Source organism: Rhizobium sp. SRDI943, from assembly GCF_057653695.1.
Window position 1 is genome coordinate 3,784,711 of sequence record NZ_CM172787.1, and the last position, 21,822, is coordinate 3,806,532.

The following is a 21,822-nucleotide window of genomic DNA, read 5'->3' on the forward strand; positions in this document are numbered from 1 at the left end:
TAATTTTGTCCTTAAATCGATTCCGATTTAAGGAATTATGCAGTAGATCGCCTCGGCGTTTTTCATGGGGCAACCGAGATCGTTAAATTCAGACTTTGATCCAGGCGCCGTTCCTCTTCGAAGACGCGACGCAGGCTTCCACGAAGGCCACACCCTTCACGCCGTCATCGACTGTGGGATAGACCACCGCCTTGTCGACGGCCTTGCCCTTCTTGCGGGCGTTTATCGCATGCGCGGCTTCCGTATAGATCGTTGCAAAGGCTTCGAGATAACCTTCCGGATGCCCTGATGGCACGCGCGTGACACGGCCGGCAGCCGCGCCTGAACCGGCGCCGCCGCGGGTGATCAGCCGCTTCGGCTCGCCGAAAGGCGTGTACCACAAGTAGTTCGGGTCCTTCTGGGTCCATTCCAGCCCGCCCTTGGTGCCGTAGACACGCACCATCAGGCCGTTTTCATGGCCGGGCGCAACCTGGCTGCACCAGAGCATGCCCTTGGCCGGCTTCTCCGAACCCTTCGCCTTGAAGCGCAGCATGACATGCGCATTATCGTCCAGCCGGCGGCCGGGAACGAAGCTATCGAGATCGGCGGCGAGGCTGTCGAGCTCCAGGCCAGTGATGAAGGCGGCGAGATTATAGGCATGGGTGCCGATATCGCCGGTCGAGCCGCCGACGCCGGACTGCGCCGGATCGGTGCGCCAGGCAGCCTGTTTCTGGCCGGTTTGCTCGACCGCTTCCGTCAGCCAGTCTTGCGGATATTCGGCCTGGACGACGCGGATGTCGCCGAGTTCACCATTCGCGATCATCTCCCGCGCCTGGCGGACCATCGGATAGCCGGTGTAATTATGCGTCAGCACGAAGAGTGCCCCGCTCTCGTCGGCGATCTTCTTCAGCTTCTTCGCATCGGCAAGGTTGGATGTCAGCGGCTTGTCGCAGATGACATGAATGCCGCGCTTCAGGAATTCCTTGGCTGCATCGTAGTGAACATGGTTCGGCGTGACGATCGCCACCGCCTCGATGCCATTCTTCAGCTTCGCCTCGCGGATCGCCATCTCGCGATAGCTGGAATAGGTCCGCGACGGATCGAGGCCGAGGTCGCGGCCGGATGCGATCGCCTTTTCGGGCGAAGCCGACAGCGCGCCGGCGATGAGATCGTACTGATCGTCGATGCGGGCCGCGATACGGTGCACCGCGCCGATGAACGCGCCCGCGCCGCCGCCCACCATGCCGAGCCGGATGCGCGGCTCGCGTGTCTGTTCGGATGATGCTTCGATTGCCATTGATTCCTCCTCAATTTTTCTTCCCTTCTCCCCTGGGTGGTTCAAAGGACGGGTTGAGCCCCGTGGCTCAACCCCGGTCGGTGGCCCGAAGGGTCGGATGAGGGGGCTTCGCGGTAGATATGCCTTTCGCTTGTCGCTCAAGGCATTCGTCGCTATCGCTCCTCATCCCCCTCATCTGCCCTGACGGGCATCTTCTCCCCGCTGGGGAGAAGGGAATAGAAACCTAGAGCCCCAGCATCCGCCGGTTCGCCGCCTGGTCCGTGCCGCTGCCGGCGAAATCGTCGAAGGCTTTCTCGGTCACGCGGATGATATGGGCGGCAACGAATTCGGCGCCTTCGCGGGCGCCGTCCTCCGGATGCTTCAGCGCGCATTCCCATTCGACCACGGCCCAGCCATCGAAATTATTCGCCGTCATCTTCGAGAACACCGCGCCGAAATCGACCTGGCCGTCGCCAAGCGAACGGAACCGGCCGGCGCGTTCGACCCAGCCCTGATAGCCACCGTAGACGCCCTGGCGCCCGGTCGGATTGAACTCAGCATCCTTGACGTGGAACATCTTGATGCGGTCTTTGTAGATGTCGATGTTGTCGAGATAATCGAGGCACTGCAGGACGTAGTGCGAGGGATCGTAGAGCATGTTGGCGCGCGGATGGTTCTTCACCCGCTCCAGGAACATCTCGAAGGTGATGCCGTCATGCAGGTCCTCGCCCGGATGGATCTCGTAGCAGACGTCGATACCGTTCTCGTCCGCATGGTTGAGGATCGGCGTCCAGCGGCGGGCGAGTTCGTCGAAGGCAGTCTCGACCAGACCGGCAGGACGCTGCGGCCAGGGATAGATGAAGGGCCAGGCAAGCGCGCCGGAAAAGGTCGCATGCGCCTTGAGACCGAGGTTTTTGGATGCCGTCAGTGCCATCTTGACCTGCTCGACCGCCCATTCCTGACGCGCCTTCGGATTGCCGCGCACCTCCGGTGCAGCAAACCCGTCGAAGGCTTCGTCATAGGCCGGGTGAACGGCGACGAGCTGTCCTTGCAGATGAGTGGAGAGTTCGGTGATCTCGATGCCGTTTTCACGCGCCTTGCCGGCGAATTCGTCGCAATAATCCTTGGACGTGGCAGCCTTCTTCAGATCGATCAGCTGGCTGGCCCAGGTCGGCACCTGGACGCCCTTGTAACCGATGTCGGCCGCCCATTTGGTGATCGCGTCCCACGAGTTGAAAGGAGCAGTATCGCCCGCGAACTGGCCAAGGAAAAGGCCGGGGCCCTTGATCGTCTTCATGTCAGATTCCTCCCTGAATATCGGCCGTAAACGTTTCTGAAGTGTTGTAGCACGCAATTTGGCGGGAGCAAGGCGCCTCCTCGCCCTTGGCTCGTGATTTGGCGCGAAGCCAGATGCGATATGGCGGCGAGCTAATCATGATGGGCTTTGGCGGGCAAGAGGTACGTGCAGCATTTTCGGCCACCCGCTCTATTGGAAGCATAAAAAATGCGCCCATCCTTACGAATGGGCGCATGTCTCCAGTCGATGGATCAGAACGGAGAATCCGGGAAGTAGAAGTCCTTGGCATTGTCCTTGGTGACGAGCGTCGCGTCGAGGATGTAGCTGCCGTGAACCGGAACCTGATCATAAAGTGCCGCCGCCGTCAGTTCCATCGCTGTGCCGACCATTGCCGGCGGATAGAGGACGTCGACCGGGATCAGCTTATCGCCGTCCATGACCTTCTTGACCATGTCCTTGGAGCCGGCGCCGGCGACGACATACTTGATGTCGGTGCGCTTGGCCTGCTCGATCGCCTGCAGAACGCCGACGGCCATGTCGTCGTCCTGGCACCATACGACGTCGATCTTCTGATACTTGGTCAGGTAGTCCTGCATGACCTTGAAGGCATCGTCGCGGTTCCAGTTGCCGTACTGGCGGTCGAGAACCTTGACGTTCGAGCCGGCAATGCCCTTGTCGAAGCCGTCCTGGCGCTGCTGGTCGATCGGGATCGGCAGACCGCGGATGATGACCACTTCGGCGTCCGGAGTGGTGTCCTTGATGTACTTGCCGGCGACTTCGCCGAGAGCCGGGTTGTTGCCGGCGACATAGAGATCGCGCACGGAATTGTCGTTGTTGCTCGGCGCACGGTCGACGAGGGCGACGAACTTGCCCTTGCCCTTGACTTCCTTGATGGCGTTGACGAGCGGATCCGGATCCGACGGCAGGATGACGAGGGCGTCGATGCCCTGCGTATCGAGATCCTGCACGGCATTGGCCTGGCTTGCGGCGTCCGGCGAGGTCTTGACGATGACGTTGAGACCGGGATGTTCGGCCATCAGCAGCTTGGCGACGCGTTCGGCATGGAACACCACGCCCGATGTCCAACCGTGGTCGGCGGCCGGAATGGACACGCCGATCGTGAATTTCTTGTCCTGGGCGTGAGCGGCGCCGGCGAACGTCACCGCCGCAACCGTCAGGCCCAACATCAATTTACGCATGCTATTTCCTCCCAATAATTTCAGGGACTTTTCCATACGGGACCGGACGCCCTGTAAGCCCGATCAAGTCATGATTTGCGCACCAGCGAGCGCTGGACGAACATGGCGATGATGATGATCGCACCCTGGATGGCGCCGATCAGATACTCGCTGATGAAATTCGAAAGCAGCATGATGTTGCCGACCAGTTCGAGAATGAAGGCGCCGCAGATCGTGCCCCAGACCCTGCCCGCGCCGCCTTTGAGGGCCGTGCCGCCGACGACGACGGCCGTGATCGCCTGCAACTCCCATAGGATGCCCGTCGTCGCCGACGTCGAGCCGAGACGGGGAACATAGAGCAGCACGGCAATGGCGACGCACAATCCCTGGATGACGAAGGCGATCGTCCGCACACGGTTGACCGCGATACCGGAATAGCGGGCGACATCGCTGTTTGATCCAACCGCAACAACGTGGCGCCCGTAGCGGGTGCGATAGAGGATGAAGGCCGCAACCGCCGTCACTGCCAGGATCACCACGATCGGCACGGGTATGCCGGCGACATTGCCGAAATAAGCAGGGCGATAGAGCGTCTGGATATCGGCTGAGCGAAGCGTGATCGCACCGCCCTGCGACAGCCAGGTCGTCAGGCCGCGATAGATGCCCATCGTGCCGAGCGTCGCAATGAAGGGCTCGATCCTGCCGACCGTCGTGATCAGGCCGTTCGCCAGGCCGCAAAGCGCGCCGCCGACGATCGTGAAGACGGCGGCGACCGTCAGCATCAAAGCCGGGTTTTCGATGGCGCCCGAATTCATCAGCAGGATCATCAGGCTGGCGACGAAGGCCACCATCGAGCCGACAGACAAGTCGAGATCGCCTGCTGATATCACGAAGGTCGCACCGACCGCGATGATGGCGATGAAAGCGCTGCGCGTCGCGACATTGGCAAGGTTGGTGATGCCGATGAAATTGGGATTGACCAAGGCTCCGACGATCAGCAGCAGCGCCAGGGCGACGAAGGGAGCGACCGCACGCAGGTCGACATCCCGCCAGGATCGGCGCCGGATTTCCCTGGTCTCCTCGTTGACACTCATTTCCAAAATCAACCTCCCGTCCCATATTTTCTGGGCATTTTATCTGTCGTCCTGATCGGCAAAGCCCTGCTTCAGCCTTCAGGCGGCCGCCTTCCTCTTGAGCCCGGCGGCGTAACGCATGATCTCCTGCTCGGAAATCTCGTCTCCCTCGAGCACGCCGACGATACGCCCTTCGCGCATCACCGCCACTCTGGTGCAGAGGCCGATGACCTCCGGCATCTCCGAGGACACGACGATGATCGACCGGCCGTCCCGGGCGAGGGCCGAGATGAAATGATAGATCTGCTGCTTGGTGCCGACATCGATGCCGCGCGTCGGCTCGTCGATGATGATGATCTGAGGTTCGGTCTCCATGACCTTGGCGAGCAGCAGCTTCTGCTGGTTCCCCCCCGACATCCGGCCGGCGACGATATTGCCGTCACGAACCCTGATATCGAAGCGGCGCTTGGCCTTTGCCATCGCGGCCGCCTCGCTGCCCGGGCTGAGATAGCCGTGACGAGCGTGCCTTCCGAGCGATTGCAGTGTCAGATTGGTCACCATGCCGGAGCGCAGCAGCAGGCCTTTCGACTTGCGGTCCTTGGTCATGTAGGCGAGCCCGCAGCGATTGGCGGCATGGACGTCGCCGGAGGGAACAGTTTCCCCCTTGATGACCACCTCGCCCTCGAGACGGGTCCGCAACCCGGCGATCGCTTCCATCAGTTCGGTGCGGCCGGAGCCGATCATGCCGGAAAACCCGATGATCTCGCCCTTGCGCACCTCGAAGCTCGCATCCTTCACATAACCCGTTGATACCGAAGCGACCCTGAGGACGACCTCCTCGTCGACATCAGGCTCGACCTTGGCGGGATAGAGGCTGGAGAGTTCGCGGCCTACCATCAGCTGAGCGATCGATTCCCCGTCCAGAACGGACGTCGGCGAAGTCTTGATCCATTGGCCGTCGCGCAGCACCGTGACACGATCGGTCAACTCCATCACCTCGTCGAGCTTGTGGGAGACGAAGACGAAGCTGGTCCCCTGGTCGCGAAGCTTGCGAACCTGTTTGAACAGCATATTGGTCTCTTCCCGCGACAGCACCGCGGTCGGCTCGTCCATGAACACCACCCGCGCATCGCGGCTGATCGCCTTGGCGATTTCGACCATCTGCTTGTCCGCGATGGAAAGCGTGCTGATCAGCGCATTCTCGTCGACATGCGAACCGAGCACGTCGAGAACCTTGCGTGTCTCCGACCGCATATATTTACGGTCGAGCATCCCGAAACGCGTGACTTCGCGCCCGAGAAAGAGGCTCTCCGTCACGGTCAGATGTTCTGCGAGGTTGAATTCCTGGTGAATGATGACGATGCCGAGCGCCTCGGCGTCGCCGTTAGGCGGCAGGACAACGGGCTTGCCATCAAGCAGAATTTCGCCGGAACTCGGCTGTTCGAAACCCGACAAAACCTTGACAAGCGTGGATTTGCCGGCGCCGTTTTCACCCATCAGTGCATGGATTTCGCCGGCGCGGAGATCGAAGTTAACGCTGAAAAGGACCTGCACTCCACTGAAGGATTTGCATATGCGCCTGGCGGACAGCACCACGGGTGCGGTGTCGGCGATCTCCACGGTCATCTGGTCCTCCCAAAGCGGCTCCCCGTCCGCCCTGAAGCCTTATGTAAACCTTTACATACATCGTGTAAAGGTTTACATCGTTGATTTACACAGATCAGTTGAAGCCTGCCTTTGACCTCTCGACAAGTCTGTGTAGTGTCGCGGCGAAGACAGCCCAAGGCAGAGCTCAGTGTCGAATTCCACGCCCGCAACCATCGAAGACGTCGCCCGGATCGCCGAGGTCTCTATCGCGACGGTTTCCCGGGCAATCCACATGCCGGAGAAGGTCGCCAACTCCACCCGCCTCAAGGTCAACCAGGCGATCGCCATCACCGGCTATACGACCAATGCCATGGCGCGCAGCCTGAGGCTCGGCCGCTCCAATATGATCCTTGTCGTGGCGCCCGATATTGGCGATCCCAATTTCTCCAACATTCTCGTCGGGCTGGAGAACGAAGCGCGCGCGCACGGCTACGGCATCCTGATTGGCCACACCCAGAACGATGCCCAGCGCGGCCTGGAATATCTGAAATTCTTCAATTCCAACCAGGCGGCTGGATTGATCCTCTTCACCGGCATCCTGCCCTTCGGGCATCAGACGATGACCGCGCGGCTGCCGCCGAGCGTCGGCGTTTTCGAGCCCGTCTTCAACGGCGGCATTCCCTATGTCGGCGTCGACGATACCGAAGGCGCTCGGAAAGCGGTGGACCTGCTGCTGGCTGAAGGGCATCGCAAGATCGCCTTCATCGGCGATTCGCGCACCCGGCTTGCCTATACCAGGCGCCGCATGGGTTACGATGCCGGTCTCGACGCCGCCGGCATCCCGCCCGACACCAGGATCGTGCTCGAAGGCGACGGCACGATCGAAAGCGGGCGGCATGCGGTCGAACAGCTTTTCATGCGCGACACGCTTCCAACCGCCTTCATGTGCGTCAACGACCAGACCGCGATCGGCGTCATGGTCGGGCTCGGCGCGCGAGGTTACGATATTCCGCGGGATTTCTCGGTGACCGGTTTCGACGACGTGCCGCAGGCTGTCTTCATATCGCCGCCGCTGACCACGATCCGCCAGCCGAGAACGGCAATCGGCAAGCAGGCGATGGCGCTGCTGCTGGAACTCCTGTCCGATGGCCGGCCGACCGAAACGGAAATCCTGCTGCGGCCGGATCTCGTGGTTCGAAACTCCGTCTCGGCGCCGTCGCGCAACTGGTCGAAACGTTGAACCCGTATCACTAAGCACTTAAGGCACATTTAGATCAGGATGATTTTAGGCCCGATCGGCCTAAAATCTGAATCCTGATCTAAATCAAAGAGTTAGAGCATGCTGTCTTCCGAAAACCGCGCACACTTTTCGGCATCATGCTCTAGCCGGCAAATTCGCCGGCGACCAATGGCCGCCGGCGCGCTTTATCAAACGTAACGATTGACGACGTTCTCAAGCAATTCCTGCTTGCCCGACCTCGGCTGCGGGTTCACGTCGTGGCTCTCGACATAATGGGTGATCTCACCCAGCGAATACTCGCCGCGGAAGAGTTTCTGCGCCTCGGCGGATTCCCAGCCAGCATAACGATCGGCGAGCGGCTGCGACAGAGCCTTGTCCTCGATCATCTTGGCAGCGGCCTTCAGGCCGCGGGCGCAGCAATCCATGCCGCCGATATGGCCGATCAGCAGATCCGCCGGGTCGAGAGACTGACGGCGAAGCTTCGAGTCGAAGTTGGTGCCGCCGGTCTTGAAGCCGCCGCCTGCCAGAACATGGTAGTAGGCGAGCGCCATTTCGGGAACATTGTTCGGGAACTGATCGGTATCCCAGCCGGACTGGTAGTCGTTGCGGTTCATGTCGATCGAGCCGAAGATGCCGAGCGCATTGGCAAGCGCCAGCTCGTGCTCGAAGGAGTGGCCGGCAAGGATCGCGTGGCCCTGCTCGATATTGAGCTTCACCTCGTTTTCAAGGCCGTGCCTTTTGAGGAAGCCATAGACGGTTGCGACGTCGTAGTCATACTGGTGCTTGGTCGGCTCCTGCGGCTTCGGCTCGATCAGGATCGTGCCCTTGTAGCCGATCTTGTGCTTGTATTCGACGACGAGGTTGAGGAAGCGGCCGAGCTGGTCGAGCTCGCGGCCGATATCGGTGTTGAGCAGCGTCTCGTAACCTTCGCGCCCGCCCCACAGCACGTAGTTTTCGCCGCCGAGCTTCTGCGTGGCATCGATGCAGGTCTTTACCGTCGCGGCTGCAAAAGCGAAGACGTCAGGATCCGGATTGGTCGCAGCGCCCGACATATAGCGGCGGTGGGAGAAGAGGTTCGCCGTGCCCCAGAGCAGCTTGGTGCCGGTTGCGGCCTGCTTCTCGGCGAAATAATCGACGATCTCGTTGAGGTTTTTAGTGTTCTCGGCAAAACTCTTGCCTTCCGGACGCACGTCGGCGTCATGGAAGCAATAGTAGGGCGAGCCGAGCAGCGAGAAGAATTCGAAGGCGACGTCGGCCTTGAGCTTGGCGGCCTTCATCGTGTCCTCGAACCAGGGACGCAGGAAGGTCTGCCCGCCGAAGGGATCGCCGCCCGGCCAGGTGAAGGTGTGCCAGTAGGCCACCGCAAAGCGCAGATGGTCTTCCATGCGCTTGCCCATGACGATCTCGTCCGGCTGGTAATGGCGGAAGGCCAGCGGATTGGTGCTGTCGGGGCCTTCGTATTTTACTTTCTGGATATCGCCGAAAAATCCGGTGCTCATGTTGGTTCTCCTTGGGTTCGTATCTTTTCGAAGTTCTGAATTGTTGGCCTACGCCAGCGACTTGATCGCCGGGTAGAGCGCACGGTAGCGCTTGTAAGCATCCTCATAAGCGTCGCTTAGCGCCGCTACAGGCTCGATCGTGCCTGCCGTCACCGGCGGCGTGCAGACGGAGACCGGATCGACGCCCGTTGCTGCGATCAGGCCGAGGCGGGCTGCCCCGAAGGCCGCGCCGAAATCGCCGTCAGCCGGCAGGTCGACCGGAACGTCAAGCGCAGTCGCGATCGACGCCAGCCAGTAACGCGAGCGCGAACCGCCGCCGATTGCCGTGACCCGGGATATGCCGGTGCCGGCCGAACGCAGCGCTTCGAGATTGTCGCGAATGGCGAAGGCGACACCTTCGAGCACCGCCTGGGTGAGAACGACACGGCTGCTTTCGTGTTCGAGGCCGATGAAGGCGCCGCGGATGACGGCATCATTGTGCGGCGTGCGCTCGCCGGAGAGATAGGGCAGGAAGGTGACGCCGGTGGGAGCCTTCAGCGTCTCCCCGAGTTCGCCGGTGAGATCTGCGGCCGACTTCCCAGTCACACCAGAATGCCAGTTCAGTGCATCGGTGGCCGACAGGATGACGCCCATCTGGTGCCAGGTGTTCGGCAGTGCATGGCAGAAGGCATGAACGGCGCTTTCCGGCTTCGGCAAATAGGAAGCGTTGGCAGCAAAAAGCACGCCTGATGTGCCGAGCGAGACGAAGGCGGCGCCATCGCTGACCGTGCCCATGCCGCAGGCCGAGGCCGCATTGTCGCCGGCACCGCCGGCCACGACGACATCGCCTGATATGCCCCATTGCGCCGCCAGTTCGGACCGCAGCTTGCCGGCCTGCTCGGTGCCTTCGACAAGCGCCGGCATCTGCTCCTCGGAAAGCTTGGTGGCGGCGAGCAGTTCGGAGGACCAGGCGCGTTTGCCGGTGTCGAGCCAGGAGGTGCCGGCCGAATCCGACATTTCCGAGATATATTCGCCAGTCAGCCAAAGACGCAGATAGTCCTTCGGCAAGAGCACCTTGGCGATCTTGGCGAAGACATCGGGCTCATGCTTCTCGATCCAGGCGAGCTTCGGCGCCGTAAAGCCGGGGAAGACGATGTTGCCGGTGAGCGCGCGAAAGCGCGGATCGGCATCGAGTGCGGCGGCCTCGACGTAGCTGCGCGTGTCGTTCCAGAGGATGCAGGGGCGCAGCACCTTATCAGTGGCATCGATGAGCGTTGCGCCATGCATCTGGCCGGAAAGGCCGATGCCCTTGACCGCCGCCAACTCCTTCGGATGTTTTGCCTTGAGGCCGGCGACAGCCTCTTCCGTGGCGCGCACCCAGTGGGCCGGCTCCTGCTCCGACCAGCCGGAATGCGGACGCGAGACGTCGAGCGAACCATTGGCCGAGCCGACGATCTTCTGATCACCGTCGATCAGCATCGCCTTGACGCCGGAGGTTCCGAGATCGAGACCCAGATACATGTGGTATTTCTCCCTTTGCCGTTACGGCAGATTGTCTTTCAGGAATATGTCGAGGCGGATGCGCTCCTGCGCTTCGATGACGGCAAGCCCGTCCGCCTTGGCTTTCAGCACGCGGATCGCGCTACGCACCTCATGGCCGGCATCCTGATTGAGGATCGCATCGATCGTATTGTCGATCAGTGCTGCGCGCGTATGGGCGGTCAGTTCGTGGGCAATCACGGTCAGTACGCGATCGACGGCCTTCTCCTTCAACGCCCGGATCAGGCCGCGATTGCCGGCGCCAAGGCTGTAGACGCCGATGATGCCGGCATTCCCGAGCGCGTCGGCAACGAGCCTATGGGCGACCTCGGGATCGTCGCGGCCTTCGAGAACCGGAAGGATCGCAAGATCGGGAAATTCCTCGGCCATGACAGCGGTGAAGCCCTCCAGCCGCTCGCGATGGTCGCGCACCAGCATAGAGCCGGCGAGCACGGCGATTTCGCCCTTTCGCGGCCCAAGGAATCGTCCGAGCAGGCGCGCGGCCGTGCGGCCGGCTGCGATATTGTCGACGCCGGCATAGTGATGGCGCAGCGACCCCGTGAGATCGGAAACCAGGGTGACGATGGGAAACCGCTCGCGCACCAGCCTGTCGACGGCGGCGCGCACGTCAGGCGCATCGGTCGCAACCAGCGCAATGCCGCAGGGCTTTTCCCGGGAAAGCCCTTCAAGCACGGCGACGAGGGCGGCGGGATCGAAGGCCGGCACCTCGATGGTGCGGATATCGGTACGCTCGGCCGACGAGCGGAGGATCGCCTGACGGATCTCGGCATTGAGCCCGTGCATGAAGGAATTATCGCTGGCCGGAAGGATGAAGACCAGCGGATAGGTGCGCCCCTTGGCAAGATTGGCGGCGGCGACGTCTCTGACATAACCGAGCTCGCGGATCGCGGTCTCGACCTTTTCCCGCGTGACGTGGCGCACACCGGGCCGCTGGTTGAGAACCCGGTCGACAGTCGCGAGACTGACACCGGCGGCAGCGGCGATATCGTGAACGGTTGGCCTCATCATTCCTCCTGACGAGACCATTAGCGCCAATTTTGATGTACGTAAATCAAAAAATCTGACAGGCCGGTTTCCACGTCGGTTTTCCGACCCGGCCCACAGTCATCCGCCTGATGCCACAGCGGCCGGAAGACGGCAACAAAAAGGCCCTCCGAAGAGGGCCTTTTCAAGGGGCGGCAGGCCGGAGGTCAGTGGCCGCCACCGCCTCCCCCGCCTTGCGGCGCGGGTTTCTTGATCATGGCGACACCGAGGATCATCGCGAGGAAAAGCGCGGTCAGGATCAGGAACACGTCGCTGAAGGAAAGGATGATCGCCTGTTTGGTGGCAAGCCCGACCATCTGCTTGATCGCAACCGAGGCGCCATCCATGCCATAGGTGTTGAAATTGGCGGCCATGTTGTTCATCTGGTCGATCGCCGCCGGGTTGCCCCAATCCATATTCTCCCGCAGCCGCTCATAATGCACGTCCTGCCGGTTGGTGAGCACGGTATTGATGACGGCAAGGCCGACGGCGCCGCCGAGGTTTCGGGTCAGGTTAAACAGGCCGGACGCGCCGCGGATGCGCGAGGGCGGCATCGTGCCGAGCGCGATGTTGTTGATCGGCACCATGCACATCATCAGCCCGAAGCCGCGCAGGATCTGCGGGATGAAGAGTTCGTAGAAATCCCAATCCGCCGTCAGATGCATCATGATGAAGGTGCCGGCGGCGAAGCTGACGAAGCCGATCACCATCATCAACCGCAGGTCCATCTTGGTCGACAGCCGCCCAGCGATCGGCGCGGTGAAGAACATCGCCAGCCCGGAGACGAACATCGTCTCGCCGATCATCAATGAATCATAGCCGCGGATGCGCCCGAGATAAACAGGATAGATATAGGTGAGGCCATAGAGGCCGATGCCCATGACGAAGGAAAACACCGAGCCGAAGGAGAAATTCCGGTTCGAAAAGGCCTTGAGGTCGACGACCGGGAAATCCACCGTGAAGGCGCGATAGAAAAAGACGATGGCCGCAACGCCGGAGGCAACCGCTGCGATGGCGATCGAGCTGTCGTTGAACCAGTCGTTCGAATTGCCCTCTTCGAGCACATATTCCAGCGCGCCGAGGAAGACGCCCATCGAGATCAGACCCCACCAGTCGAACTTCTTGAAGAGCGACAGTTCCGGCTTGTCGAAATCGATGAAGTTCCAGGTGACGATGGTGACGATGATACCGGGAACGATGTTGACGAGGAACAGCCAGTGCCAGGAAAAGGCATGGCTGAGATAACCGCCGACGGTCGGGCCGATGGTCGGCGCCAGCGTCGCGATTAGGCCGATGATCGGCGAGACGATGCTGCGCTTCGACGGCGGGAAGATGGTGAAGGCGGCCGCGAAGACCGACGGAATCATGCCGCCGCCGATGAAGCCCTGGATGACGCGGTAAACGATCATCTGATCGATATTGGTGGCCGTCGCCGCCAGCGCGCTCGCCATGGTGAAGCCGGCAGCCGAGATTGCGAAGAGATAACGCGTCGAGATGATGCGCGCCAACGTGCCCGAAAGTGGGATCATGATCACTTCGGCGATCAGATAGGCCGTCTGCACCCAGCCGACCTCGTCGCTGCCTGCCGAAAGGCCGGCCTGGATTTCGGCAAGAGAAGCCGAGACGATCTGGATGTCGAGGATCGACATGAACATGCCGAGCACCATCGCGAAGAAGGCGATAAGCTTCTTCGGATCCATGCGTTCGTCGGCATGGGCGGGTGCCGCCGGAATCGTCCCCGCTGTTGCTGTCGCGCTCCCGGCCATCAGACCACCTCCGCCTTTCCTGAAGGCTTACTTGCTCGGCGCCGTACGGGTGTCGACGTCGACGACGACGCTCAGGCCCGCGCGCAGCCGCCCGCTGTCGAGCGCTTCCTGCGGCAGCGCGATGCGCACAGGCACGCGCTGGATCACCTTGGTGAAATTGCCCGTGGCGTTTTCCGGCGGCAGCATCGAAAAGACCGAGCCGGAAGCCGGTGAGATCGATTCGACGGTGCCCACGATCGGATGATCGCTATAGGCATCGACCTGGACGTTGACCTTCGAGCCCGGCACCAGATGCTGGATCTGCGTTTCCTTGAAATTGGCGTCGATGTAGAGCTGGCGCACCGGAACGAGTGCCATCAGGCGCTGGCCGGGAGAGACGAGGTCGCCTTCCTGGACGGAGCGGTTGCCGACAATGCCGTCATAAGGCGCCTTGAGCACGGTGAAGGAAAGGTCGCGGACGGCCTTGTCGCGCGAGATCTCAAGCGAACGGACCGAGCCTTCGGCTTCCTTGCGCTGGGCCTGGAGAATGGTGATGTTGGCCTGTGCAGCGGTGATGTTGGCATCGCCGCCGGCAAGATTGGCCTTGGCCTGGTCGAGGGCGATATTGGCGTTGTCGAGATCGGCGGCGGTGCCGACCGACTTCGCCTGAAGGTCGCTCTGGCGCTTCTGAGTAATCTCGGCACCACGAACGGCCGCTTCGAGTGCCACCTTCTGCGCCTGCGCCTGCACCAGGCTCGCATTCGCGCCTTCGATCTGCGCGTCGATACGCTGCAGCGAAAGCTGTTCGGTGACGATCTGGGCCTGGGCCAAATCGAGGGCGTTCTGATAGTCGCCGTTATCAAGCGTGGCAAGCACGTCGCCCGCTTTGACTTCCTGGTTGGCGACAACGTTCACCTTCGCGACGTAGCCCGTGACCTTCGGCGAAATCGTTGCGATATCGCCTTCGATATAGGCGTCGTCGGTCGACACCATGAAGCGGCCGTTCGTCCACCATTCGTAACCATACCAGCCGCCGCCTGCGAGAAGGGCGAGCACGACGATCGGCAGCACCGGGCTGCGGCGCTTCTTCGCAGCCGCGGGTGCGGCGACCGAAGCCGGCGCCGACTGCGCGGGGGCAGACGGCACTTCGCGGGCTTCCGCCATCGGAGCCTCTGCAACGGTCGCGACCTCGGCCTGTGCCTCTTCGGTCCCGGCGTTTTCGCTGACGATCCGCGCGACGTTGCTCTTCTGGTTGCTCGACATGGCCACTTTACCGATCTTGGAGTAAATAATCGAACTGAACGGTTCGGTTCAGTTGACTTAAACCTGTTTTATCGTCATATCAAGATGTATAGAACCAATCGGTTCGATTTCTTTAAAGAAAATGCGAAACCGTCAACACGGTTAAGAGGACATGACGCTGAAACCCGACCACGCCGCCGTATTCAGTCCTCCCGCTGCCGGAGGCCGATTTGCCGCAGGCGAAGATCCGGCCAAGCGCCAGCAGATTCTCGCCGGCGCCAAGCGTGTCTTCATGAAGATGGGTTTCGACGCCGCCAGCATGAACGACGTGACGCGTGAGGCCGGCGTCTCCAAGGGAACGCTCTACGTCTATTTCACCAACAAGGAAGAGCTGTTTTCGGCGATGATCGAGACCGAGCGCGCCGCCTTCGTGGCGGCCGTGCGCACGGCGCTTGCCGAACATGACGATCCCGAAGCCGGCCTGTACGAATTCGGGATAAGCTTCGTCACCCATATGACCGATGAAAAGGTCATCAGCGCGATGCGCACCGTTCTCGGCGTTCGCGACCGCATGCCGGTGCTCTGTCAACGCTTCTTCAAGGGTCCGGAAAACCTGCGCACTATCATGCGCGACTTCCTGGAACGCCACATCGCCGAAGGCAGGTTTGAGATCGACGACATCGATCTGGCCGCCGGCCAGTTCCTCGATCTCGCCAGCGGTAGTTTCTTCAAGCTCCGCCTGTTCGGAAGCATGGAAGAGCCGCCGTCGCGCGATGAAATTGAGCGCGTCATCCGCGGCGCGATCCGGGTCTTCATGGCCGCCTACGGCGCGCGCCGGCACGAGACCGCCTGACCACACCCTTGACCGCGGCGCTGCATCGGCCAAAATCCCGCAATAGCGATCAAATCCGGCTGCCGACTTTTCTTTAAGGAAGAGTCGCAACACTGCATAATTCCTTAAATCGGAATCGATTTAAGGATAAAATTATGCAGCACTTCAAAGTGTTACAGCGTCCTTTGCGCGTCTGGAAAAGACGCGCGGCGCTGTAGGAGAATAAGGATGAGCGCCGTCGGACGGGCGATCTGGTTCATCGAGAGCCATTTCGAAAGCGATATATCGCTGGAAGAGATATCGGAAGCAGCCGGATTGTCGCGCTACCACCTGTCACGCGTCTTCGGGCTCATCACCGGCCACTCGATCAGCAGTTATATAAGAGGGCGGCGCCTCAGCCGTGCCGTGCCGGCGTTGGTCGGCAGCTCATCCACCATTCTCGAGGTTGCGCTTTGCGCGGGCTACGGCTCGCACGAGGCCTTCACCCGTGCCTTCCGCGACCAGTTCGGCATGACGCCGGATGCGGTGCGCAGACAGGGGCACGCCCGTAACCTTGTCTTGTTGGAGCCGATCAGAATGGACCCCGCCCACCTCAACGACCTCGAACCGCCCCGCTTCGAAACCCTCCAACCGATGCTGTTTGCCGGCCTGCAGGAGATCTACCCCCATGGCGGCAATGCCGCCATCCCCTCTCTCTGGCAGAAATTCAATGCCCATTTCGGACATATCTCCGGCCAGAAAGGCAGCGTCGCCTACGGCATCTGTACGCATATCGACGGCGAAGCGGAGAAATTCCGCTATATGGCCGCGGTCGAGATCTCCGATGCCGGCGATCTGCCGGCGGATTTTGCAACGCTCAAGCTTCCAGGCCAGCGCTACGTCGTCTTTGCTCATCGCGGCCACGTCTCCGGCATCCCGGCGACCATGAACCGGATATTTGGCGCATGGTGGCCGACCTCGGGCCTGGAGCACGGCGAGACACCCGACATGTTCGAACGCTACGACGAGCGCTTCGACCCCTATACCGGCATAGGCGTCACCGAAATCTGGTTGCCGATCAGAGCATGATGCCGAAAAGTGCGAGCGGTTTTCGGACGACATCCTGCTCTACCTCTTTAATTGAGAGCAGGATTCAAATTTAAGGCCGACCGGGCCTTAAATCCTGTTCTAGGGAATAAAAGTCACATCGGTTTCGTATACCCCCTTGCGGCGCTTGCCTGGCAGGCCGGCGACATTACATTGCGAGCGTCATTACTTATGTGACGCAAGAGGGATATATGCTGATGCAGGAAATCATGACGCTCATTCAGGATCCGGCCGCCTGGGTGGCGCTCATCACGCTGGTGGTGATGGAAGTCGTTCTCGGGATCGACAACCTGATCTTCATTTCCATTCTCACCAACAAACTGCCGCCCGAGCACCGGGAGAAGGCCCGCAAGATCGGCATCGGTCTTGCGCTCGTCATGCGTCTCGCCCTGCTCGGCACCATCGCCTGGATCGTACAGCTGACCGAACCGCTGTTTGAAGCCTTCGGCCACGGTTTCTCCTGGAAGGATCTGATCCTGATTGCCGGCGGTCTGTTCCTCGTCTGGAAGGCCACCAAGGAAATCCACCACAGCGTCGATCCGGAAGATCACGGCGAGGACTTCATCGCAAGTTCGGCCACGACAGGCTTTGCATCGGCCATCGGCCAGATCCTGCTGCTCGACCTCGTCTTCTCCGTCGACAGCATCATCACCGCCGTCGGTATGACGCCGCATCTGCCGATCATGGTGGTCGCCGTCGTCGCCGCCGTCACCGTCATGCTTGTTGCCGCGACCCCGCTTGCCAACTTCATCGAGAGGAACCCGACGATCGTCATGCTGGCGCTCGCCTTCCTGCTGATGATCGGCACGACGCTGATCGCCGAAGGCATGGGCTTCCATGTGCCGAAGGGCTACGTCTACGCCGCCATGGCCTTCTCGGCGCTGGTCGAAGTGCTGAACATGTTCGCGCGCAACGCCCGCAAGCGAAAACGCGACGCCGCGCATTGAGGCTTGGGCAGGAGGGCGCGGCGGAACCGGCGCGCCCTCACGCATTGCCATCAGGCCGTTCCTGGCGTGTTTTTCTTGACGCGCCCGGTTGAATATGGCCTAAGGCCAGCCGAACGGACGATCGGCGGATAGTGCGGGCGTATGCCCTTTTCCGGCCGGTTTGCCGATGAAGCTATCTGCATCCTTCCGGCCGTACGTCGCTTTCCCATGAAAGCCGTCCGGCATTCATTGACGGGCACACACAATGACAGTTTCCGGGACAGCTACCGGCGTCCGCGTCCGCATCGCTCCCTCGCCGACCGGCGAGCCGCATGTCGGCACCGCTTACATCGCTCTTTTCAACTACCTTTTCGCCAAGAAGCATGGCGGCGAGTTCATCCTGCGCATCGAGGATACCGATGCGACACGCTCGACCCCGGAATTCGAAACGAAGGTGTTGGACGCCCTGAAATGGTGCGGGCTGGAATGGAAGGAAGGCCCTGATATCGGCGGCCCCTACGGCCCCTATCGCCAGTCCGACCGCAAGGAAATGTACCAGCCTTACGGGCAGGAATTGCTGGACAAAGGCCATGCCTTCCGCTGTTTCTGCACACCCGCGCGGCTGGAGCAGATGCGCGAAACCCAGCGCGCCGCCGGCAAGCCACCAAAATATGACGGCCTCTGCCTGAATCTTGCCGCCGAGGAAGTCACCTCGCGCATGGCCGCCGGCGAGACGACCGTCATCCGCATGAAGATTCCGGCCGAAGGCTCATGCGACTTCACGGACGGCGTCTACGGCGATGTCTCCATTCCGTGGGATTCGGTCGACATGCAGGTGCTCGTCAAGGCCGATGGCATGCCGACCTATCACATGGCCAACGTCATCGACGACCATCTGATGAAGATCACCCATGTGGCACGCGGCGAGGAATGGCTGGCTTCGGTGCCGAAGCACATCCTGCTTTATCGCTATTTCGACTGGGATCAGCCGGTCTTCATGCATCTGTCGCTAATGCGCAATGCCGACAAGTCGAAGCTGTCGAAGCGCAAGAACCCGACCTCGATCTCGTATTACTCCGCGCTCGGCTATATCCCGGAAGCGCTGATGAACTTCCTCGGCCTGTTCTTCATCCAGATCGCCGAGGGCGAAGAGCTCCTTGGTATGGACGAGCTCTCCGAGAAGTTCGACCCGGCAAACCTCTCCAAGGCCGGTGCGATCTTCGACATTCAGAAGCTCGACTGGCTGAACGGCCGCTGGATCCGCGAGAAGCTCTCCGAGGAGGAATTCCAGGCGCGTGTGCTGACTTGGGCGATGGAAAACGACCGCCTGAAGGAAGGTCTGCGCCTGTCGCAGACACGCATTTCCAAGCTCGGTGAGTTGCCCGATCTTGCCGGCTTCCTGCTGAAGTCCGATCTCGGCCTGCAGCCTTCCGACTTCGCCAAGATCAAGTCGCCGCCGGAAGAGATCCTGGAGATCCTCAACACCGTTCAGCCGGATCTCGAAAAGATCTTGGAATGGAATGTCGAGACGATCGAGGCGGAGCTGCGCGCGATCGCCGACCGCATGGGCAAGAAGCTGAAGGTCGTGGTCTCGCCGCTCTTCGTCGCCGTGTCCGGCTCGTCGCGCTCGCTGCCGCTCTTCGATTCCATGGCGATCCTCGGCCGGTCCGTTGTGCGTCAGCGCCTGAAGCTCGCCTCGCAGGCGGTCGCCGCCCTCGTCGGCTCGAAGTAAGAACAGTCAGAGGATTTCGACAATGGCTGACAACAAGACCGAAAACACCCTTTCCTCCGACGCGACGGAAGTGCGCGCCCAGAAGCTGAAGCTGCTGCGCGAGCAGATCGGCGAGGTCTATCCGGCGCATTTCCACCGCACGATGACCAATGCCGAGCTCATCGCGAAATATGAGAACCTGGAACCTGACGTCGAGACGCAGGATGTCGTCACCGTCGCCGGCCGCGTCTACTCGTCGCGCAACTCCGGCATGTTCATGGACATCCACGATGCCGGCGGCAAGACCCAGATTTTCAGTCACAAGGACACGACCCCGGAAGAAGCCCGCGCCCTGCTGCCGATGATCGACATCGGCGACATCATCGGCGTCACCGGCATCGTGCGCCGCACCAAGCGCGGCGAGCTGACGATCAACGCGCAGACAATCACCATGCTGACGAAGTCGCTGCTGCCGATGCCGGAAAAGTGGCACGGCCTCTCCGACATCGAGTTGCGCTATCGCAAGCGCCATCTCGACATCATGACCAACGAGGATTCGAAGCTCCGCTTCCAGCAGCGCTCGAAGATCCTCTCCGGCATCCGCCGCTTCATGGAAAATGACGGCTTCATGGAAGTCGAGACGCCGATGCTGCATTCGGTCTATGGCGGCGCCACCGCCGAGCCGTTCAAGACGCATCACAACACGCTGAAGCTTGACATGTACCTGCGCATCGCGCCGGAACTGTTCCTCAAGCGCACGCTGGTCTCGGGGCTGACCGACAAGGTCTTCGAGATCAACCGGAACTTCCGTAACGAAGGCGTCTCCACCCGGCACAATCCCGAATTCACCATGATGGAGTGTTACTGGGCCTATGCCGACTACGAGGACATCATGGACCTCGTCGAGCGGCTGTTCGAGAGCTTAGCACTCTCCATTCATGGCGCGACAGAATTCCCCTTCGGCGACAAGACCATGTCCTTCAAGGGTCCGTTCAAGCGCGTGCCGATGCCCGACGCCGTCAAGGAAGCGACCGGCATCGACTTCCTCGCCATCAAGACCGATGAAGAGGCGCGCATTGCCGCCAAGGCTGTCGGCTTCGCGGTCGAGAAGGATTGGACCTGGGGCGAATGCCTCGCCTTCATCTTCGAAGAAAAGGTTGAATCCACCCTGATCCAGCCGTCGCATGTCACGCATTTCCCGAAGGACATCTCGCCCTTCGCCAAGGAAGTACCGGGCGAGCCGCGCCTGGTCGAGCGCTTCGAGACCTATTGCAACGCCTGGGAACTCGGCAACGCCTTCTCGGAACTCAACGATCCCGAAGAGCAGCGCCGCCGTATGGTCGAGCAGCTCGAACAGGCGCATGCCCGCGGCGAAAAGGAAAAGCAGCTGGACGAGGAATTCCTCGACGCCATCGACCAGGGCATGCCGCCGGCAGGCGGCCTTGGCATCGGCGTCGACCGTCTCATCATGCTTCTGACCAATGCGCCGTCGATCCGCGACGTCATCCTCTTCCCGGCCCGCCGCAGCAAAGCCGACTGAGAACCACATTCTTTAAAGTGAAAAAACGGAGCGCCCAAAAGGACGCTCCGTTTTGTTTTAAGCAGACTGGTGGAGACCCAGCCGATGGACCAAGACACAGTGGTTTGGTCGATCACGGAATGACGTTATTTCGATGGCTTGTGTCATGATCGCGCTCGTCACTACACTCAGATCATGTAGCCGCCGGCGACCTCGATTGTCTGCGCATTGATCCATGCGCCGTCGTCGGACGCGAGCATGGCGATGACGCGGCCGACATCCTCGGCTTCGCCGATACGGCCGAGAGCCGTCTGTGAGGCAAGCAACGCGGCGAACTCCGGGTTCTTGTCCAGCGCAGCGTCGGCGAGATTGGTACGGATAGGACCGGGCGAGATGGCATTGGCGCGGATCCTGCGATCGCCGAACTCCTTCGCCTGATAGCGGGTCAACGTCTCAAGTCCGGACTTGAGGGCTGCATAGGGCGCAACGCCTGCTGTTGCGACGCGAACGGAAGCGCTCGTTACATTGAGGATCACGCCGCCATCGACCATTAGCGGCAGCAAAGCCTGCGTCAGGAAGAACGGCCCTTTCAGGTGGACATTCATCAGAGCGTCGAACTGGCCCGTCGTCACCGTCTCCATGAGATTGAACATGCCGAAACCGGCATTGTTGACGAGGCAATCGAACGTATTCCGGCCCCAATAAGTGGAAAGCAGCCGTTTCACCTCCGCCACGAAATCCGGAAAGCTGTCGGCATCCCCGACATCGAGGGCAAGCGCAACGGCCTGACCACCGTCTGCCTTGATCGCGGCGATGACGTCATCCGCACCTGGCTTGTGGCTGTTATAGGTGAGGATGACACCCATGCCGCGCCTTGCGCATTCCTGCGCTGCCGATTGACCAATGCCACGGCTGCCGCCGGTAATGATTGCGATTTTCATTTCTGTCTCCTTTGCTTCGATGGCCGGAAGCTATGGGAAACAGCCGGCCTGCACTCCGCCGGAAACTGCCTCGTTCTTGCCTATTCCTGCTTTTACCTTGCGCCGTGACACTTGCTGGGTCAGGATTTC

Annotated in this window: 17 protein-coding genes; 6 read left to right on the forward strand and 11 right to left on the reverse strand. The window is 61.0% G+C overall.

Going from position 1 to position 21,822, the window contains the following annotated elements; translation table 11 throughout:
* Positions 1-88: 88 nt before the first annotated feature.
* From AC245Y_RS19160 to AC245Y_RS19180, 5 genes are all read right to left on the reverse strand, one after another.
* Positions 89-1,276 carry a Gfo/Idh/MocA family protein gene (locus AC245Y_RS19160; protein WP_012759028.1) on the reverse strand — a complete coding sequence of 396 codons (1,188 nt, stop codon included), beginning with the start codon at positions 1,274-1,276 and terminating at the stop codon, positions 89-91.
* A gap of 223 nt (positions 1,277-1,499) precedes the next feature.
* Positions 1,500-2,552 (reverse strand): sugar phosphate isomerase/epimerase family protein, encoded by a 1,053-nt coding sequence (locus AC245Y_RS19165; RefSeq protein ID WP_012759029.1) that lies wholly within the window; start codon positions 2,550-2,552, stop codon positions 1,500-1,502.
* Positions 2,553-2,803: 251 nt separating this feature from the next.
* Positions 2,804-3,751, reverse strand: a complete 948-nt coding sequence (locus AC245Y_RS19170) for a substrate-binding domain-containing protein (RefSeq protein WP_012759030.1) — start codon at positions 3,749-3,751, stop codon at positions 2,804-2,806.
* Between the two features lie 68 nt (positions 3,752-3,819).
* Positions 3,820-4,824, reverse strand: coding sequence for an ABC transporter permease (locus AC245Y_RS19175; RefSeq protein ID WP_017995210.1), 1,005 nt, complete (start codon positions 4,822-4,824; stop codon positions 3,820-3,822).
* 78 nt (positions 4,825-4,902) lie between these two features.
* Positions 4,903-6,429, reverse strand: coding sequence for a sugar ABC transporter ATP-binding protein (locus AC245Y_RS19180; RefSeq protein ID WP_017995211.1), 1,527 nt, complete (start codon positions 6,427-6,429; stop codon positions 4,903-4,905).
* Positions 6,430-6,598: 169 nt separating this feature from the next.
* Here AC245Y_RS19180 and AC245Y_RS19185 point away from each other — a divergent pair, with 169 nt between their 5' ends.
* Positions 6,599-7,630, forward strand: a complete 1,032-nt coding sequence (locus tag AC245Y_RS19185; RefSeq protein WP_003543025.1) for a LacI family DNA-binding transcriptional regulator — start codon at positions 6,599-6,601, stop codon at positions 7,628-7,630.
* A 188-nt stretch (positions 7,631-7,818) separates the two neighbouring features.
* On the opposite strand, the gene xylA is transcribed toward AC245Y_RS19185, so the two are convergent.
* The 5 genes from xylA to AC245Y_RS19210 all read right to left on the reverse strand — a co-directional run bounded on the left by xylA (position 7,819) and on the right by AC245Y_RS19210 (position 14,699).
* Positions 7,819-9,129 carry a xylose isomerase gene (xylA, locus tag AC245Y_RS19190; protein ID WP_017995212.1) on the reverse strand — a complete coding sequence of 437 codons (1,311 nt, stop codon included), beginning with the start codon at positions 9,127-9,129 and terminating at the stop codon, positions 7,819-7,821.
* A 48-nt stretch (positions 9,130-9,177) separates the two neighbouring features.
* Positions 9,178-10,629 carry a xylulokinase gene (gene xylB, locus AC245Y_RS19195; protein WP_017995213.1) on the reverse strand — a complete coding sequence of 484 codons (1,452 nt, stop codon included), beginning with the start codon at positions 10,627-10,629 and terminating at the stop codon, positions 9,178-9,180.
* A 21-nt stretch (positions 10,630-10,650) separates the two neighbouring features.
* Positions 10,651-11,673 (reverse strand): LacI family DNA-binding transcriptional regulator, encoded by a 1,023-nt coding sequence (locus AC245Y_RS19200; protein ID WP_032996465.1) that lies wholly within the window; start codon positions 11,671-11,673, stop codon positions 10,651-10,653.
* A gap of 185 nt (positions 11,674-11,858) precedes the next feature.
* Positions 11,859-13,457 carry a DHA2 family efflux MFS transporter permease subunit gene (locus tag AC245Y_RS19205; protein ID WP_012759035.1) on the reverse strand — a complete coding sequence of 533 codons (1,599 nt, stop codon included), beginning with the start codon at positions 13,455-13,457 and terminating at the stop codon, positions 11,859-11,861.
* 27 nt (positions 13,458-13,484) lie between these two features.
* Entirely contained in the window at positions 13,485-14,699 is a 1,215-nt protein-coding gene (locus AC245Y_RS19210; protein WP_017995215.1) for an HlyD family secretion protein, read from the reverse strand.
* A 151-nt stretch (positions 14,700-14,850) separates the two neighbouring features.
* Between AC245Y_RS19210 and AC245Y_RS19215 the strand changes: the two genes are divergently transcribed.
* The 5 genes from AC245Y_RS19215 (at position 14,851) to lysS (ending at position 20,773) form a co-directional block, all read left to right on the forward strand.
* The gene (locus tag AC245Y_RS19215) at positions 14,851-15,531 is read left to right on the forward strand and encodes a TetR/AcrR family transcriptional regulator (protein ID WP_012759037.1); all 681 of its coding nucleotides are present in this window, start codon (positions 14,851-14,853) and stop codon (positions 15,529-15,531) included.
* Positions 15,532-15,738: 207 nt separating this feature from the next.
* A complete protein-coding gene (locus AC245Y_RS19220) occupies positions 15,739-16,578 on the forward strand; it encodes an AraC family transcriptional regulator (protein ID WP_017995216.1) in 840 nt (279 codons plus the stop codon).
* A 215-nt stretch (positions 16,579-16,793) separates the two neighbouring features.
* Complete coding sequence (locus tag AC245Y_RS19225) at positions 16,794-17,543, forward strand: TerC family protein (protein WP_018072717.1); 750 nt, start codon at positions 16,794-16,796, stop codon at positions 17,541-17,543.
* 244 nt (positions 17,544-17,787) lie between these two features.
* Entirely contained in the window at positions 17,788-19,254 is a 1,467-nt protein-coding gene (gene gltX, locus AC245Y_RS19230; RefSeq protein ID WP_017995217.1) for a glutamate--tRNA ligase, read from the forward strand.
* A 22-nt stretch (positions 19,255-19,276) separates the two neighbouring features.
* Complete coding sequence (gene lysS, locus AC245Y_RS19235; protein ID WP_017995218.1) at positions 19,277-20,773, forward strand: lysine--tRNA ligase; 1,497 nt, start codon at positions 19,277-19,279, stop codon at positions 20,771-20,773.
* Positions 20,774-20,940: 167 nt separating this feature from the next.
* Here the strand turns inward: lysS and AC245Y_RS19240 are convergent, their stop codons facing one another.
* The gene (locus AC245Y_RS19240) at positions 20,941-21,693 is read right to left on the reverse strand and encodes an SDR family NAD(P)-dependent oxidoreductase (protein ID WP_017995219.1); all 753 of its coding nucleotides are present in this window, start codon (positions 21,691-21,693) and stop codon (positions 20,941-20,943) included.
* Positions 21,694-21,822: the final 129 nt, after the last annotated feature.